The sequence below is a fragment of the Roseateles sp. GW821-FHT02E12 genome (assembly GCF_059421665.1).
Window position 1 is genome coordinate 604416 of sequence record NZ_JBWKVK010000001.1, and the last position, 15284, is coordinate 619699.

General features: G+C 66.9%; 15 protein-coding genes. 13 read left to right on the top strand and 2 right to left on the bottom strand.

Annotation, left to right across the window (positions count from 1 at the left end):
* The first annotated feature begins 6 nt into the window (after positions 1–6).
* Entirely contained in the window at positions 7–2004 is a 1998-nt protein-coding gene (mrdA, locus tag AC07V5_RS02860; RefSeq protein WP_495114066.1) for a penicillin-binding protein 2, read from the top strand.
* Positions 2001–3155 carry a rod shape-determining protein RodA gene (gene rodA / locus AC07V5_RS02865; RefSeq protein WP_495114067.1) on the top strand — a complete coding sequence of 385 codons (1155 nt, stop codon included), beginning with the start codon at positions 2001–2003 and terminating at the stop codon, positions 3153–3155. Before mrdA ends, rodA begins: the two co-directional genes overlap by 4 nt.
* On the opposite strand, the gene AC07V5_RS02870 is transcribed toward rodA, so the two are convergent.
* Positions 3145–4659 carry a sensor histidine kinase gene (locus AC07V5_RS02870; RefSeq protein ID WP_495115656.1) on the bottom strand — a complete coding sequence of 505 codons (1515 nt, stop codon included), beginning with the start codon at positions 4657–4659 and terminating at the stop codon, positions 3145–3147. The two genes, rodA and AC07V5_RS02870, sit on opposite strands and share 11 nt — an antisense overlap.
* A gap of 42 nt (positions 4660–4701) precedes the next feature.
* Complete coding sequence (locus AC07V5_RS02875; RefSeq protein WP_394384754.1) at positions 4702–5373, bottom strand: response regulator; 672 nt, start codon at positions 5371–5373, stop codon at positions 4702–4704.
* A gap of 201 nt (positions 5374–5574) precedes the next feature.
* On the opposite strand from AC07V5_RS02875, the gene recA reads away from it, so the two are divergent.
* The 11 genes from recA (at position 5575) to AC07V5_RS02930 (ending at position 15218) form a co-directional block, all read left to right on the top strand.
* Positions 5575–6612, top strand: a complete 1038-nt coding sequence (recA, locus tag AC07V5_RS02880) for a recombinase RecA (RefSeq protein ID WP_495114068.1) — start codon at positions 5575–5577, stop codon at positions 6610–6612.
* 19 nt (positions 6613–6631) lie between these two features.
* Entirely contained in the window at positions 6632–7159 is a 528-nt protein-coding gene (locus AC07V5_RS02885) for a regulatory protein RecX (protein ID WP_495114069.1), read from the top strand.
* A 178-nt stretch (positions 7160–7337) separates the two neighbouring features.
* Positions 7338–7991, top strand: coding sequence for a DUF2889 domain-containing protein (locus AC07V5_RS02890; RefSeq protein WP_495114070.1), 654 nt, complete (start codon positions 7338–7340; stop codon positions 7989–7991).
* 23 nt (positions 7992–8014) lie between these two features.
* Positions 8015–9175 carry an ADP-forming succinate--CoA ligase subunit beta gene (gene sucC / locus AC07V5_RS02895; protein ID WP_495114071.1) on the top strand — a complete coding sequence of 387 codons (1161 nt, stop codon included), beginning with the start codon at positions 8015–8017 and terminating at the stop codon, positions 9173–9175.
* A gap of 18 nt (positions 9176–9193) precedes the next feature.
* The gene (gene sucD / locus AC07V5_RS02900; RefSeq protein WP_495114072.1) at positions 9194–10087 is read left to right on the top strand and encodes a succinate--CoA ligase subunit alpha; all 894 of its coding nucleotides are present in this window, start codon (positions 9194–9196) and stop codon (positions 10085–10087) included.
* Positions 10088–10216: 129 nt separating this feature from the next.
* On the top strand, positions 10217–10912 hold the full coding sequence (locus AC07V5_RS02905; RefSeq protein WP_495114073.1) for a TerC family protein: 696 nt from the start codon (positions 10217–10219) through the stop codon (positions 10910–10912).
* A gap of 10 nt (positions 10913–10922) precedes the next feature.
* Complete coding sequence (locus AC07V5_RS02910; protein ID WP_495114074.1) at positions 10923–12053, top strand: serine/threonine-protein kinase; 1131 nt, start codon at positions 10923–10925, stop codon at positions 12051–12053.
* Positions 12050–12859, top strand: a complete 810-nt coding sequence (locus AC07V5_RS02915; protein WP_495114075.1) for a Stp1/IreP family PP2C-type Ser/Thr phosphatase — start codon at positions 12050–12052, stop codon at positions 12857–12859. The genes AC07V5_RS02910 and AC07V5_RS02915 overlap by 4 nt, the downstream gene beginning before the upstream one ends.
* A gap of 37 nt (positions 12860–12896) precedes the next feature.
* On the top strand, positions 12897–13550 hold the full coding sequence (locus tag AC07V5_RS02920; RefSeq protein ID WP_495114076.1) for an FHA domain-containing protein: 654 nt from the start codon (positions 12897–12899) through the stop codon (positions 13548–13550).
* 189 nt (positions 13551–13739) lie between these two features.
* Positions 13740–14525 (top strand): MBL fold metallo-hydrolase, encoded by a 786-nt coding sequence (locus tag AC07V5_RS02925; protein WP_495114077.1) that lies wholly within the window; start codon positions 13740–13742, stop codon positions 14523–14525.
* A gap of 237 nt (positions 14526–14762) precedes the next feature.
* On the top strand, positions 14763–15218 hold the full coding sequence (locus AC07V5_RS02930; protein WP_495114078.1) for a pilin: 456 nt from the start codon (positions 14763–14765) through the stop codon (positions 15216–15218).
* The last annotated feature ends 66 nt before the right edge of the window (positions 15219–15284 follow it).

Below are 15284 nucleotides of genomic sequence, written 5' to 3' on the forward strand. Positions count from 1 at the left end.
ACCCAAGTGGTCGTCCTCAAGAACCTCCACCAGGAGCTGTCCCGCTTCCGGCTGCGCGTGCTGGCCGCGGGCGCTTTCGTGCTGTTTTGCTTCGGCCTGCTGGTGGCGCGCTTGCTGTGGCTGCAGGTGGCGCAGTACGACAGCTTCGCAGAGCGGGCCGAGTCCAACCGCATCGCCGTCGTGCCCATCGTGCCGAATCGCGGCCTCATCAAGGACCGCAACGGCGTCGTGCTGGCCAGCAACTACTCGGCCTACACGCTGGAGATCAACCCCGAGAAGGTCACCGACCTGGACGCCACCATCGAGGCGCTGGGCCAGGTCATCGAGATCCAGCTGCGCGACAAGCGCCGCTTCAAGCGCCTGCTGGAAGAGGCCAAGCACACCGACTCCCTGCCCATCCGCACCAAGCTGACGGACGAGGAAGTGGCGCGCTTCACGGCCCAGCGCTTCCGTTTCCCCGGCGTGGAGATCAAGGCGCGGCTGTTCCGCTCCTACCCGCTGGGTGACGTTGGCGCCCATCTGATCGGCTACATCGGCCGCATCAACCAGGCCGAGAAGAAGGCCATGGACGACTGGGAGGAGGAAGACCTCGCCAACTACCGCGGCACCGAGTACATCGGCAAGCTGGGCCTGGAGCAGGCCTACGAGAAGGAGCTGCACGGCGCCACCGGCTTCGAGCAGGTGGAAACAAGCGCCGGCGGCCGCGCCGTGCGCCGGCTGGACCACAAGCCGCCCACACCCGGCAACACGCTGAACCTGTCCATCGACATCAAGCTGCAGGCGCTGGTGGAGCAGCTGTTCGGCGAGCGCCGCGGCGCGCTGGTGGCCATCGACCCGCGCAACGGCGAGGTGCTGGCCTTCGTCTCCAAGCCCACCTTCGACCCCAACCTCTTCGTCGACGGCATCGACGCCGACTCCTGGCGCGACCTGAACGAAGACATCGACAAGCCGCTGCTCAACCGCGCGCTGCGCGGCACCTACCCGCCCGGCTCCACCTTCAAACCCTTGATGGCCATGGCCGCGCTGAACAGCGGCAAGCGCTCGCCTAGCACGGTCATCATGGACAACCTGACCTACAGCTTCGGCGGCCGCACCTTCGGCAGCCCCGAGACCGACCGTGCCGGCCCCAAGGACATGCGCCTGGCCATCGTCACCTCGTCCAACGTCTACTTCTACAGCCTCGCCAACGAGATGGGCGTGGACCTGATCCACGACCAGCTGATGCCCTTCGGCCTGGGCCGCAAGACCGAGATCGACGTGCAGGGCGAGGTCACCGGCGTGCTGCCCTCGCAGGAATGGAAGCGCAACTACTTCCGCAAGAGCCCGGCGAACCAGAAGTGGTTCGCCGGCGAGACGATCTCGCTGGGCATCGGCCAGGGCTACAACAACTTCACGATGCTGCAGATGGCCACGGCCTACTCCACCATCGCGTCCGGCGGCCAGCGCTACAAGCCGCGCCTGGTGCGCGAGATCGAGGACGTGGTGAAGCACGAGCAGCGCCGCATCGCCAGCGATGCACTGGAGCCGCTGCCGCTTAAAGCCTCCGACGTCGCCATCATCCACAACGCGATGAACGGCGTGACGCTGGAAGGCACCTCGCGCCTGGCCTTCCTGAACGCGGGCTACCAGAGCGCCGGCAAGACCGGCACGGCCCAGGCCATCGGCCTGAAGGCGGGCGAGAAGTACAGCAACATCAAGGCCGACGAGCGCAAGCGCGACCATTCCCTGTACGTCGCCTTCGCGCCGGTGGACCAGCCACGCGTGGCGCTGGCCGTCATCGTCGAGAACGCTGGTTTCGGCTCCATGTCGGCCGCGCCCATCGCGCGTCGCGTGTTCGACTACCTGCTGATGGGCAACTACCCCAGCGAGGAAGATATCGCCAAGACGCAACTGGGCCAGACCTTCGCGCCCATCGGCACGCCGCGCAAGGCCGTGGATGTGCCTTTGATGGGTCAGGCAGCCTCGGCACCGGCCCAGGCCGCCGCTTCGGGAGCTTCCAAATGACTGTCATCGAGCGCCCGCCTCTCTGGCAACGCCTGCGGCCCTGGTTGAGCGGTTTCGACATCCCGCTGCTGATCGCGGTGTTGTGGATGTGCGCCTGGGGCCTGCTGTGCATGTACTCGGCCGGCTACGACCACGGCACGCGCTTTGTCGACCATGCGCGCAACATGGCGCTGGCCTTGGGGCTGATGTTCATCGTCGCCCAGGTGCCACCTCAAAAGCTGATGGCGCTGGCCATCCCGCTGTACGCCTTCGGCGTGGCCCTGCTCGTCGCGACCGCGCTGTTCGGCGTCACGAAGAAGGGCGCGACGCGCTGGCTCAGCATCGGCGTCACGCAGATACAACCGTCCGAGCTGCTCAAGCTCGCCACGCCGCTGATGCTGGCCTGGTGGTTCCAGAAACGCGAGGGCCTGCTGCGCTGGCCGGACTTCATCGCCGCGTTCGCATTGCTGCTGCTGCCGTTCTTCCTGATCGCCAAGCAGCCCGACCTCGGCACCGGCATCCTCGTGCTGGCCGCGGGGCTGTACGTGATCTTCTTCGCCGGCCTGCCATGGAAGCTCATCGTGCCGGCCGTCGTGCTGGCCGCCGCCGGCGCGACAACGCTGGTGCTCAGTGAAGACAAGATCTGCCAGCCCGATGTGACCTGGCCGGTGCTCAAGCCTTACCAGAAGCACCGCATCTGCACGCTGCTGGACCCGTCCAAGGACCCGCTCGGCAAGGGCTTCCACATCATCCAGGGCGAGATCGCCATCGGCTCCGGCGGCGTGACCGGCAAGGGCTTCATGCAGGGCACGCAGACTCACCTGGAGTTCATCCCCGAGCGCACGACCGACTTCATCTTCGCGGCCTTCGGCGAGGAATTCGGCCTGATGGGGGCGCTGGCGCTCTTGGCCGGCTTCACGGCGCTGATCCTGCGCGGGCTGATGATCGCGTCGGACGCACCGACGCTGTTCACGCGGCTGATGGCCGGCGCGGTGACGCTCTCCTTCTTCACCTACGTCTTCGTCAACATGGGCATGGTCAGCGGCATCCTGCCCGTCGTCGGCGTGCCGCTGCCCTTCGTCAGCTATGGCGGCACGGCCATGGTGACGCTGGGCTTGTCGCTGGGCCTGCTGTTGTCGATCGCCCGAGTCAAGAAGCTCGTCAAGACGTAGACACAGCCCCGGCCGGGAAGCGGATCGTGAACCTCGCCCCCGGCCCCTGGCCGTCGGGCGACTCGCCGCCCGCCGCGCGGCGCACGCGGGTGTCGTCCAGCGTCAGCTCGGCCTCGTGCTGTTGCACGATCTCCTGCACGATGGCCAGGCCCAGGCCCGAGCCTTCCGCGCCGCTGCCGAGAGACCGGTAGAACGGCTGGAAGACCTTCTCGCGCTCGGTCGGCGCGATGCCCGGCCCCGTGTCCTCGACCTGCAGCACAACGACCTGGCCGAATGGGTCCTCGACGACACGCACCGTCACCAGCCCGCCCGCCGGCGTGTACAGCAGCGCGTTGTCGACCAGGTTGCGGATCAGCTCGCCGAGCAGCACCGGTTGGCCATGCACGCGCAGCCGGCTGTCGTCGGGCACGACGCCGTCATAGCCGAGGTCGATGCGCCGCTCCAGCGCACGCGGCACGAAGTCGCGCACCGTGTCGATGGCGATTGCCGCCAGGTCGACCGGCTCGCGCCGCAGCGCCTGCTCGGCGTCCTCGGCACGCGCCATCGCCAGCAACTGGTTGACCATGTGGGCCGCGCGCTCACTGGCCCTCGCGATGTGCGAGAGCGAGCGCTTCAGCTCCTCGGGGGACGCCCGGCCGGCATCGATCTCGCGCTGGATCAGCTCGGCCTGGGTGCGCAGGCCGGCCAGTGGCGTCTTCAGCTGGTGGGCAGCGTCGGCGAGGAAATGCTTTTGCCGGCTCATCGACAAGTCCAGCCGCGCGAGCAGGTCATTGATGGCGCGCACCAGCGGCGCGACTTCATCGGGCACGCGCTGCTCGTCGATGGGGCTGAGGTCCGAACTCTCGCGCGAGCGGATGCGCCGCTGCAGTTCGTTCAGCGGCGAGATGCCGCGCGCCAGCGCCAGCCACACCAGCAGCACCGCCAGCGGCAGGATGACGAACTGCGGCAGGATGACGCCCTTGATGATCTCGTTCGTCAGCCGCGCCCGCTTGCCCAGCGTCTCGGCCACCTGCACGAGCATGGTCCTGCTCGCCCCGGCCTGACCCTCCGGCGCAATCCAGAGGTAGGCGACGCGCACGGCGTCCGAGCCGACCTCGTCGTCGCGGAAATGCAGCTCCCAGGGCACGGTGGGTGCGTCCTCGGCCGGCACGGGCAGCGCCGCGTCCCCGCTCAGCAGTTCGCCACGCAGGCCCAGCACTTGGTAGAAAACCGTGTCCGACGCATCAGCCCGCAGCAGCGCCGCGGCCTCGGGCGCGAGGGCATAGCGGTCCTTGCCTTTGCCAAGGGGTGCCGGCGCCGGCACTGAAGCCGCCGCCACCTGCAGCCCCAGGCTGCGCGCCATCTCGCCCAGCTCGCGGTCATAGGGCCGGCTGGCGATGCCCTGCGCTACCAGCCAGGTCAGCGCGACGCTGATCGGCCAGATCAGCAGCAGCGGGGCGAGCATCCAGTCGAGGATCTCGCCGAACAGCGAGCCCTGCGCAGCAGGGGCGCCAGCCCGGGCCATCGAGCCCTGCTCGGGGCTGGCGCCGTCTTTACTGGGCATCGATCAAGAGGCGATCTTTTCGAGGCAGTAGCCGAGACCGCGCACCGTCGCGATGCGGATGGGGCCTTGCTCGATCTTCTTGCGCAGCCGGTGGATGTAGACCTCGATCGCGTTGTTCGAGACCTCTTCGCCCCACTCACACAGGCGCTCGACGAGCTGGTCCTTGCTGACCAGCCGCCCGGCGCGCTGCAGCAGCACTTCCAGCAGCGACAGCTCGCGCGCCGACAACTCCAGCATCTGCTCGTTGATGTAGGCCACGCGGCCGGTGGCGTCGAAGCTCAGCGGCCCGTGCTTGATGATGCTGCTGGCCGTTCCCAGGCCGCGCCGGGTCAATGCCCGCACCCGCGCCTCCAGTTCCTGCAGCGAGAACGGCTTGGCCATGTAGTCGTCGGCGCCCAGGTCCAGCCCCTTGACGCGCTGCTCCACGCTGTCCGCCGCGGTCAGGATCAGCACAGGCATCGTCGACCCGCGCGCGCGCAGCTTGCGCAACACCTCCAGCCCGTGCAGGCGCGGCAAGCCCAGATCCAAGATGACGAGGTCGAACTCGTGTGTGGCCAGCGCCGTATCGGCCTCGGTGCCGCTGCTGACACGGTCCACGGCATAACCTGAGGCGCGCAGCGCACGCAACAGCCCGTCAGCCAGCACTTGGTCGTCTTCCGCAATCAGGATGCGCATCGTCTTGTCTCCTGCTCCGATGTTATGTGCGGCGGCGATGCAGACGGCTTGCGGCAGCGCAAGCCTGGCTCACGTCATGAGCCACCTCATGCCTAAGCTGTCCCCAATCCTGAGACGGCAAGCCGCCGCACATCGGGGGACAAACCACTGTACAAACATACAGATTGCCCCATAATTCAGCCATTCCCCACGGAGATTCGCATGGACGCCCCGGTCAAAGCCCTCAACACCGAAAAAGCCAAGGCCCTGCAGGCCGCCCTCGCCCAGATCGAAAAGCAATTCGGCAAGGGTTCCATCATGCGCCTGGGTGAAGGCGAGGTCATCGAAGACATCCAGGTCGTCTCCACCGGCTCCCTGGGCCTGGACATCGCGCTGGGCGTTGGCGGCCTGCCGCGCGGCCGCGTCGTCGAGATCTACGGCCCGGAATCCTCCGGCAAGACGACGCTGACGCTGCAAGTCATCGCCGAGATGCAGAAGCTGCAAGGCACCTGCGCCTTCATCGATGCCGAGCACGCGCTGGACATCCAGTACGCCCAGAAGCTGGGCGTCAACCTGCAGGAGCTGCTGATCAGCCAGCCCGACACGGGCGAGCAGGCCCTCGAGATCGTCGACGCGCTGGTGCGCTCCGGCTCGGTGGATCTCATCGTCATCGACTCGGTTGCGGCGTTGACGCCCAAGGCCGAACTCGAAGGCGAAATGGGCGACAGCCTGCCCGGCCTGCAGGCTCGCCTGATGAGCCAGGCCCTGCGCAAGCTGACCGCCACGATCAAGAAGACCAACTGCATGGTCATCTTCATCAACCAGATCCGCATGAAGATCGGCGTCATGTTCGGCTCGCCCGAAACGACCACCGGCGGCAATGCGCTGAAGTTCTACGCCTCCGTGCGCCTGGACATCCGCCGCATCGGCTCCATCAAGAAGGGCGAGGAAGTCATCGGCTCCGAGACCAAGGTCAAGGTCGTCAAGAACAAGGTCAGCCCCCCGTTCAAGACCGCCGAGTTCGACATCCTCTACGGCGAAGGCATCAGCCGCGAGGGCGAGATCGTCGACATGGGCGTCATCGCCAAGATCGTCGAGAAGTCCGGCTCCTGGTACGCCTACCAGGGCGAAAAGATCGGCCAGGGCAAGGACAACGCCCGCGAATTCCTGCGCGAGAACCCCGATGTCTCCCGCGAGATCGAGAACAAGATCCGCGAATCGTTGGGCGTGGCTCTGCTGACAACGGCAGCACCGGAATAAGCCCGCACGGCTGGCGGCCATGGCGCGTGCGCCCCTGTCGCTGAAGGCCCGCGCCATCGGCTTGCTGGCCCAGCGCGAGCACAGCCGGGCCGAACTGAGACGCAAGTTGCTGCGCATTGAGCAGCAGCAACTTGCGCGCCTTAATTCGCCGCAAGACAACAAGGACGCAGTTGACGGCGACTTGGCGCCCGAAGACTGCGATGTGGACGCCGATGTTGGCGAATCCGCGGTCGACGCGCTGCTCGACGCCCTCGCCGCCCAGGGCTATCTCGACGAAACCCGCTTTGTCGAATCTCGCCTGCATGTGCGTTCGGGCCGCTTCGGCGCACAGCGCATCCAGCAGGAGCTGGCCCGCCACGGGCTGAAGCTGGACGCCGAGCAACAAGCCACCTTGCGTGAAACCGAGCTGGACCGCGCTCGCGAGGTCTGGCTCCGGCGTTTCGGCGCGGAACCACCCCGCGACGCCACGGAGCGGGCGCGCCAGACTCGTTTTCTGCTGGCACGGGGGTTTGCCCCCGAAGTGGTGCACCGCTTGCTCAGGGCCTAAGGGCTGCTTGACCGAGCGCGCAGGGGTGAATTTCACCCTCCGTGCTACATTGCCGGCTGCCCCGAAAACGGTGGTTCACCCGGTTACATGCCCTCTGCGCCTTGCGGCAAAGTGGTTGCGAGCCTCGGTAGAGCTGCCGTACCGGCACCGGCCGGGTTGTTTTGCTTGCCTCCCGCCCATGCCCCCCGCCCAACCGACCATCACGCGCCGCCCGCTGCATCGCCGCGCCCTCGATGTGCAGGTGTTTGCGCGCGATGACGGCCTGTTCGATGTCGAAGCCAGCCTCGTCGACACCAAGTCGCATGACGTCCCGCTGGCCGGCGTGCCGCGCAAGGCGGGCGATCCCATCCATGACATGCGCCTGCATCTGACGGTCGATGCCGCGTTGACGGTCACCGCCGCCTCGTCCGACACCCTGTGGATGCCCTACGAGGACGCCTGCGGTGGTCACGGTGACGCCTACGCCCAGCTGGTCGGCCTGAATCTGATGAAGGGCTTCCGCCAGGCCGTCATCGCCCGCCTCGGCGGCACACGCGGGTGCACCCACCTGACCGAGCTCTGCCAGGTGCTGCCAACGGCTGTCATCCAGGCGATGGCCGGCTCCGTCATCGACACGCGAGAGGGCGACGCCGCCGGCAACCCGCCTTTCCAGCTCGATCGCTGCCATGCGCTGCGCCGCGACGGCGCGACCGTCGCCAAGTTCTATCCTCTCTGGCACATCAGCCCCTCCGAGGCTGAGCCAGCGCTCGGCACGCCCTCCGAAGGGGGCGAGGCACTCGGAAGCAGCCCTTCGCTCCTCAAGGCCCCCGAGCCAGCCACTTCCTTTTCCTGACTTCCCGACCCGAAAGACCAGCCATGAAAATCCACGAATACCAGGGCAAAGAAATCCTGCGCCAGTTCGGCGTGCCGGTGCCGCGCGGCATCCCGGCCTTCACCGTGCAGGAGGCCGTCGAGGCTGCCCAGAAGCTGGGCGGCCCGGTCTGGGTGGTCAAGGCCCAGATCCACGCCGGTGGCCGCGGCAAGGGCGGTGGCGTCAAGGTCGCCAAGAGCATCGATGAGCTGAAGGAAAAGGCCGAGGGCATCCTGGGCATGCAGCTCAAGACCCACCAGACCGGCCCCGAAGGCCAGAAGGTCCGCCGCCTCTACATCGAGGACGGCGCCGACATCGGCAAGGAGTTCTACGTCTCGCTGGTCACCGACCGTGCGACGCAGGCCGTCGCCTTCATCGCGTCCAGCGAAGGCGGCATGGACATCGAAGAGGTGGCCCACAGCACGCCCGAGAAGATCATCACCGAGATCATCGACCCGCTGACCGGCATCACGACCGAGCAGTCCAAGAAGATCGCCGCGGCGATCGGCATGGAAGGCCACACCGTCGACCAGGCCGTCGACGTGTTCGCCAAGCTCTACAAGTGCTACATGGACACCGACGCGTCGCTGGTGGAAATCAACCCGCTGAACCGTGACAGCAAGGGCAACCTGATGGCGCTGGACGCGAAGTTCAACTTCGACGCCAACGCGCTGTTCCGCCACCCCGAGATCGTGGCCTACCGCGACCTGGACGAAGAAGATCCTGCTGAAGTCGAAGCCAGCAAGTTCGACCTCGCCTACATCAGCCTGGACGGCAACATCGGCTGCCTGGTGAACGGTGCCGGCCTGGCCATGGCCACGATGGACACCATCAAGCTGTTCGGCGGCGAGCCGGCCAACTTCCTGGACGTCGGCGGCGGCGCCACGGCCGAGAAGGTGACCGAGGCCTTCAAGATCATGCTCAAGAACAAGAGCGTGAAGGGCATCCTGGTCAACATCTTCGGCGGCATCATGAAGTGCGACACCATCGCCGAGGGCGTCATCACCGCCTGCAAGGCCGTGAACCTGTCCGTGCCGCTGGTCGTGCGCATGAAGGGCACCAACGAAGAACTGGGCAAGAAGATGCTGGCCGAGTCCGGCCTGCCCATCATTGCGGCCGACACGATGGCCGAAGCGGCCACGAAGATCGTCGCCGCCGTCGCTTAAAGCCCAGGAGTACAAGACATGTCGATCTACATCAACAAAGACACCAAGGTCATCACCCAGGGCATCACCGGCAAGACCGGTCAGTTCCACACGCTGGGCTGCCAGGCCTATGCCAACGGCAAGAACGCCTTCGTGGCGGGCGTGAACCCCAAGAAGGCCGGCGAAAAGTTCTCCGAGATCCCCATCTACGCGACCGTCAAGGAAGCCGCCTCGCAGACCGGTGCGACCGTCTCCGTCATCTACGTGCCGCCCGCCGGCGCGGCCGCCGCGATCTGGGAAGCCGTCGAGGCCGACCTGGACCTGGCGATCTGCATCACCGAAGGCATCCCGGTCCGGGACATGCTGGAAGTGCGCAACAAGATGAAGGCCAAGGAAGCCGCCGGCGGCAAGCGCACGCTGCTGCTGGGCCCCAACTGCCCCGGCCTGATCACGCCGGAAGAAATCAAGATCGGCATCATGCCGGGCCACATCCACCGCAAGGGCCGCATCGGCGTCGTCTCGCGCTCCGGCACGCTGACGTATGAAGCCGTGGCGCAGCTGACCGAGATCGGCCTGGGCCAGTCGTCGGCTGTCGGCATCGGCGGCGACCCGATCAACGGCTTGAAGCACATCGACGTGATGAAGGCCTTCAACGATGACCCGGACACCGACGCCGTCATCATGATCGGCGAGATCGGCGGCCCGGACGAGGCGGAAGCCGCCCGCTGGTGCAAGCTGAACATGAAGAAGCCCATCGTCGGCTTCATCGCCGGCGTCACGGCTCCGGCAGGCAAGCGCATGGGCCACGCCGGCGCGCTGATCTCGGGCGGTGCCGACACGGCCGACGCCAAGCTCGCCATCATGGAAGAGTGCGGCTTCACGGTCACGCGCAACCCCAGCGAGATGGCCAAGCTGCTGAAGGCATTGCTCTAAACCGCGCTGCCTGACCGACGGGGGCCGTTCGTTTGAGCGGCCCTTTTCTTTTTGCCGCCTGCGTACTTGCACGCAGGCGCAGCCCGCCCGGGCAGACCGACACTCGGGCGCTCCACCCTCATCGCCGCCATGGACCTGCTGAACGCCGCCTTCTTCATCGCGCTGCTGAAGATCATCTGGGTCAACATCCTGCTCTCCGGGGACAACGCCGTCGTCATCGCGCTGGCCTCGCGCAACCTGCCGGCCAGCCAGCAGAAGAAGGCCATCGTCTTCGGCAGCGGCGCCGCCATCGTGCTGCGCGTCGTGCTGACGCTGTTTGCCGTGCAGCTGCTGCAGCTGCCCTGGCTGAAACTGGTGGGCGCCGTGCTGCTGTTGTGGATCGGCGTGCAACTGCTGGCCGACAGCGATGACGACGCCGACGTGCATGCCAGCGGCAACCTGTGGACGGCCGTGCGCACGATCCTGATCGCCGACCTCGTCATGAGCCTGGACAACGTCATCGCCGTTGCAGCGGCCGCCAACAGCGCGCCCGAGGGTTCTCGCGTGCTGCTGCTAGTCATCGGCCTGGGCCTGTCCATTCCGCTCATCATCTTCGGCAGCACGCTGCTGTTGAAGCTGATGGAGCGCTTCCCGGCCATCATCACGCTGGGTGCCGCGCTGCTGGGCTTCGTGGCCGGCGAGATGGCCACGACGGACGCCGCCGTCCACGAATGGTTCGAGGCCCACATGCATGGCCTTGACTACGCTGTCAGCCTCAGCTGCGCCGTCCTCGTCGTTGCCATCGGCCTGGCACTCTCCCGCCGCGCCAAGCGCGAGGCCCCCTAAGATCGACTGCATGGCAAGCGGCGGCAAACCAGGTAGTCCGGGCAAAGCGGGCGGCTTTTGGCAGCGCCTCATCGGCCGTGTGGCCGACGCGGGCGACGAGCCGCGCGACGAAGCGTCGACGCTGCAGCAGCCCCCGGCACAGACCAAGAGCGGCCCGCCGCCACCCGACCTGACCGATTTCGACATCGGTGCCGAGATCGGCCGTGGCGCCATGGCCATCGTCTACAAGGCCACGCAACGCTCCACCGGCCGCCAGGTCGCCATCAAGCGATTGGCGCTGAGCCGCGAGTTCTCGGCGGAAGACCTGGCCGACGTGCGTGACCGCTTCATGCGCGAGGCCAGGGCCGCAGGAGCGCTGGAACACCCGGACATCCTGCAGGTCGTCGACGCCGGCCAGGACGGCGCCGACGCCTGGATCGCGCTCGAGTACGTGCTGGGCCGCGACCTCAGCCTGTTCACCAAGGCCGGCCAGCTGCTGCCGGCGCGCGAAGTGGTGCAGCTCGGCGCCCGCCTGGCGCGTGCGCTGCACTATGCGCACAGCCAGGGCGTTATCCACCGCGACATCAAGCCGGCCAACGTCATGCTGGACCGCGTCAATGGCAGCCTCCGGTTGATGGACTTCGGCATCGCCCGCGTCGGCGACGGCAGCCGCACCCGCACCGGCCTGGTCCTGGGCACGCCGTCCTTCATGTCGCCCGAGCAGCTGGCTGGCCTCACGGTGGACGGCCGCAGCGACCTGTATTCCCTGGGCGTCCTGCTCTACCAGTTGCTCTGCGGCCGGCTGCCGCACCAGAGCGACTCGATGGCCCGGCTGATGCAGCAGATCGCCACGGAGCCCGCGGCCGACATCCGCAGCCACCGCCCCAGCCTGCCCGAGTCACTGGCCCTGGTGCTGGCCGTCGCGCTGGAGAAACGCCCCGAGCTGCGCTACGCCTCGGGCGAGCAGATGGCCCGCGACCTCGACGCCGTGCTCGTCATGAGCCTGCAGGCTGAGCCTGCCGAGTCCGCTGCACCCGAGAGCCCCCAAGTGCAGGCCGAGGCCTTCGCACAAACACTGCGCTTGACGCCCGAGGAAGCAGGGCAGAATCGTCGCTCCCCTGCACCCGGCGCCGAGCCGCCAGACCCACGCCAAGCCTCATGACCCTGGAGTTCTTCAGCGCCACCGACGTGGGCCGTGCGCGCGACAACAACGAAGACTCGGTCGCCCTCGACGAGGCCGCCGGCTTGGCCGTGCTGGCCGACGGCATGGGCGGGTACAACGCCGGCGAGGTGGCCAGCCAGATGCTGACCAGCTTCGTCAACACCGAACTCGGCCGCTGGTTGAAGGACGCCGGCCGCGAGGCGCGCGCCGGCGAGGTCAAGCGCGCGATGGACATCTGCGTGGACAACGCCAACCGCGCCATCTTCAATGCCGCCAACACCAACCCGCGCTACGCCGGCATGGGCACGACGCTGGTGCTGGGCGTCTTCCGCCCCGAGGGCCTGTTGCTGGGCCACGTCGGCGATTCGCGCGCCTACCGCCTGCGCGCCGGCCGCCTCATGCAGATCACGCGCGACCATTCGCTGCTGCAGGAGCAGATCGACGCCGGCCTGCTGACGGTCGAAGAGGCCGCCTTCTCCAGCAACAAGAACCTCGTCACGCGCGCCGTGGGCGTCGAAGACACGGTGCTGCTGGAGCTGCATCTGCACGAGGTCCAGCCCGGCGACACGTACCTGCTTTGCTCCGACGGCCTGTCCGACATGCTCGACGACGACAGCCTCGCCAATCTGCTCAACGGCAATCCGGCCTTGCCCGAGGCCGCACGCGCTCTGATCAACGCGGCCAATGACGCCGGCGGTCGCGATAACATCGCGCTCATCCTGGCCCGCGCCGAGGGCCGCCAACGTACCGAAGGACGGGGCTGGTGGCCCTTCGGTCGACGTGGCGGCAAAGACTCCGTTGCCTGAAGAGTCGCGGCACGCACAACAGAACTTGAGGTCATACATGGGCAAACTGGTGGTTTCGCTCGACGGCGTGGTGATCAAGGAGGTCCAGATCACCAAGGACAAGACCACGCTCGGTCGGCGGCCGTACAACGACATCGTCATCGACAACCTTGCGGTGTCGGGCGAGCACGCCGTGCTGCAGATGGTCGGGGCCGATGTCTTCATAGAAGACCTCAACTCCACGAACGGCACCTACATCAACGGCAAGGCGATCAAGAAGCAGTTGCTGGCCGACAACGACACCGTCGAGATCGGCAAGTACAAGATCAAGTTCCTGCTGAACGATGGTGGCGACTACGAGAAGACGATGATCCTCAAGCCTGGTTCCGGCGCACCGCCGAACCTGGGGCTGAGTTCGTCCTTTGGCTCGCTGGGCAACGGCGTCGTCATCGGCCCGGCGTCCATCAAGGTGCTGACCGGCGCCGCCGCCGGCCGCGAGGTGGCGCTGACCAAGGTCGTCACCACGCTGGGCAAGCCCGGCGTGCAGGTGGCCTCCATCACCAAGCGCCCCACCGGCTACGTCTTCGCCCATGTCGAAGGCGCCCAGCGCCCCAGCGTCAACGGCATCCCGCTGACGGGCGAATCGATTGCATTGCGCACCGGCGATCTGATCGAGCTGGCCGGCACGCAGATGCAGTTCATCCAGGGCTGAAGGCCTTGCCGGCAAAGCCCGATTGACGGGCTTTGCCGGGAGCGCAGCCCACCTCGCGGCTGCTGTGACTTCCTCACGGAAGGGATGCCCCCAACTCGGTAATCCGACCGTCCGACCGCCTGGGCGGGTGCGTACATTCTTGGCTCTGCCTCGCCTGACGCGAGGCACCCAATCAGAGCCACGCCCCGCATGAACATCCGCGTCCTGGGTTGCTCCGGCGCCATTGCCGCCGGCTACAAGACCACTGCCTTCCTGCTTGACGACGATGTCCTCATCGACGCCGGCACGGGCGTGGGCGACCTGCCACTGGACGCCCTGGCGGCCATCGACCACATCCTGCTCAGCCACTCCCATCTGGACCACGTGCTGGGCATTCCGCTGCTGGCCGATGCGGTGCTGCGCCTGCGGGTGGCTGCCGGTCGCCCGCCCATCCAGGTTCACGCCCTGCCCGAGACGCTGGCCGCGCTGCGCCAGCACGTCTTCAACGGCGTCATCTGGCCCGACTTCACCGCGCTGCCGACCGCCGAGGCCCCCGTGCTGTCGATGCATGCCTTCCAGATCGGCGACCGCCTCGACCTCGGTGGCCGCGTCATCGAAGTCCTGCCAGCCGTCCACACCGTTCCTGCAGTCGGCTTTGCCGTGGATGCAGGTGCCACCGCTGGCCACGCCCATTGGATCTTCACCGGCGACACCGGCCCCAACCCGGCGCTGTGGCGCCGCCTGGCCGAGCTGCGCCTGTCCCACCTCGTCATCGAAACCGCCTTCAGCGACGACGAAGCCGAGGTCGCCCACGTCAGCCGGCACCTCTGCCCGAGCGACCTCGGCCACGAGCTGACCCAGCTGGCCGGCAGCGTCGACGTGCGCATCACGCACATCAAGCCCGGCGAGGTCGAGGCGGTCATGCAGGGCGTGCAGGCGCTGAACAGCCCGCACCGGATCAGCGCGTTGCAGGCCGGACAAGAAATGCGGCTCTGAACCCGCCCCCCTCCACCGGCGCCCTCGAGGCGCCATTTTTTCGCCTGACGTTTCTCGGCCCGGCGGGCGGTGATGACAGAACGCGTCAGCCAAAAGTGACGTTTTTTGTCAGCCGCCAACCCTTCCAGCACCGATCCGTGCGCTTTCGCACGCGCCAAAGGCCAGAAAAAGCTGGCACGGCACCTGCATTCAGGGGGTGTGCCCTCCCCTCACACTCACCTTCGCTGGAGTACCGACATGAACCTGAAGCAACGCGCCCAACAGGGTTTCACCCTGATCGAACTGATGATCGTCGTGGCCATCATCGGCATCCTGGCTGCTGTGGCGATCCCGCAGTACAAGGACTACACCGCCAAGGCCAAGCTGGGCAACGCCCTGTCTGCAGCTGACACGGCCAAGGCAGCCGTCTCACTGTGCGCGCAGGAAGAAGGTGGCCTGTCGACCTGCACCGGCACGGGTGTGCTGTCCAACTACACGTTCACGCCCACGGCAGAAGTTGCGTCCGCAACCATCGGCACCAACGGCCTGATCACCATCCAGTTCAATCCCGCCACCAAGGTTGGTAACGACCTGGGCGGCAACACCATCACCTTCACCCCCACCCTGGGCAGCTCGGCCGTCACCTGGAAGACCGATTCCGCCAACATCACCAATGCGGTGCTGCTGGCTGCCCTGCGCAAGAACAACACCTGATCGATTTGAGATCCTGCGAGCAGGGGCCTTCGGGCCCCTGCTTTCTTTTGGTGCCCCGTTTTTCAC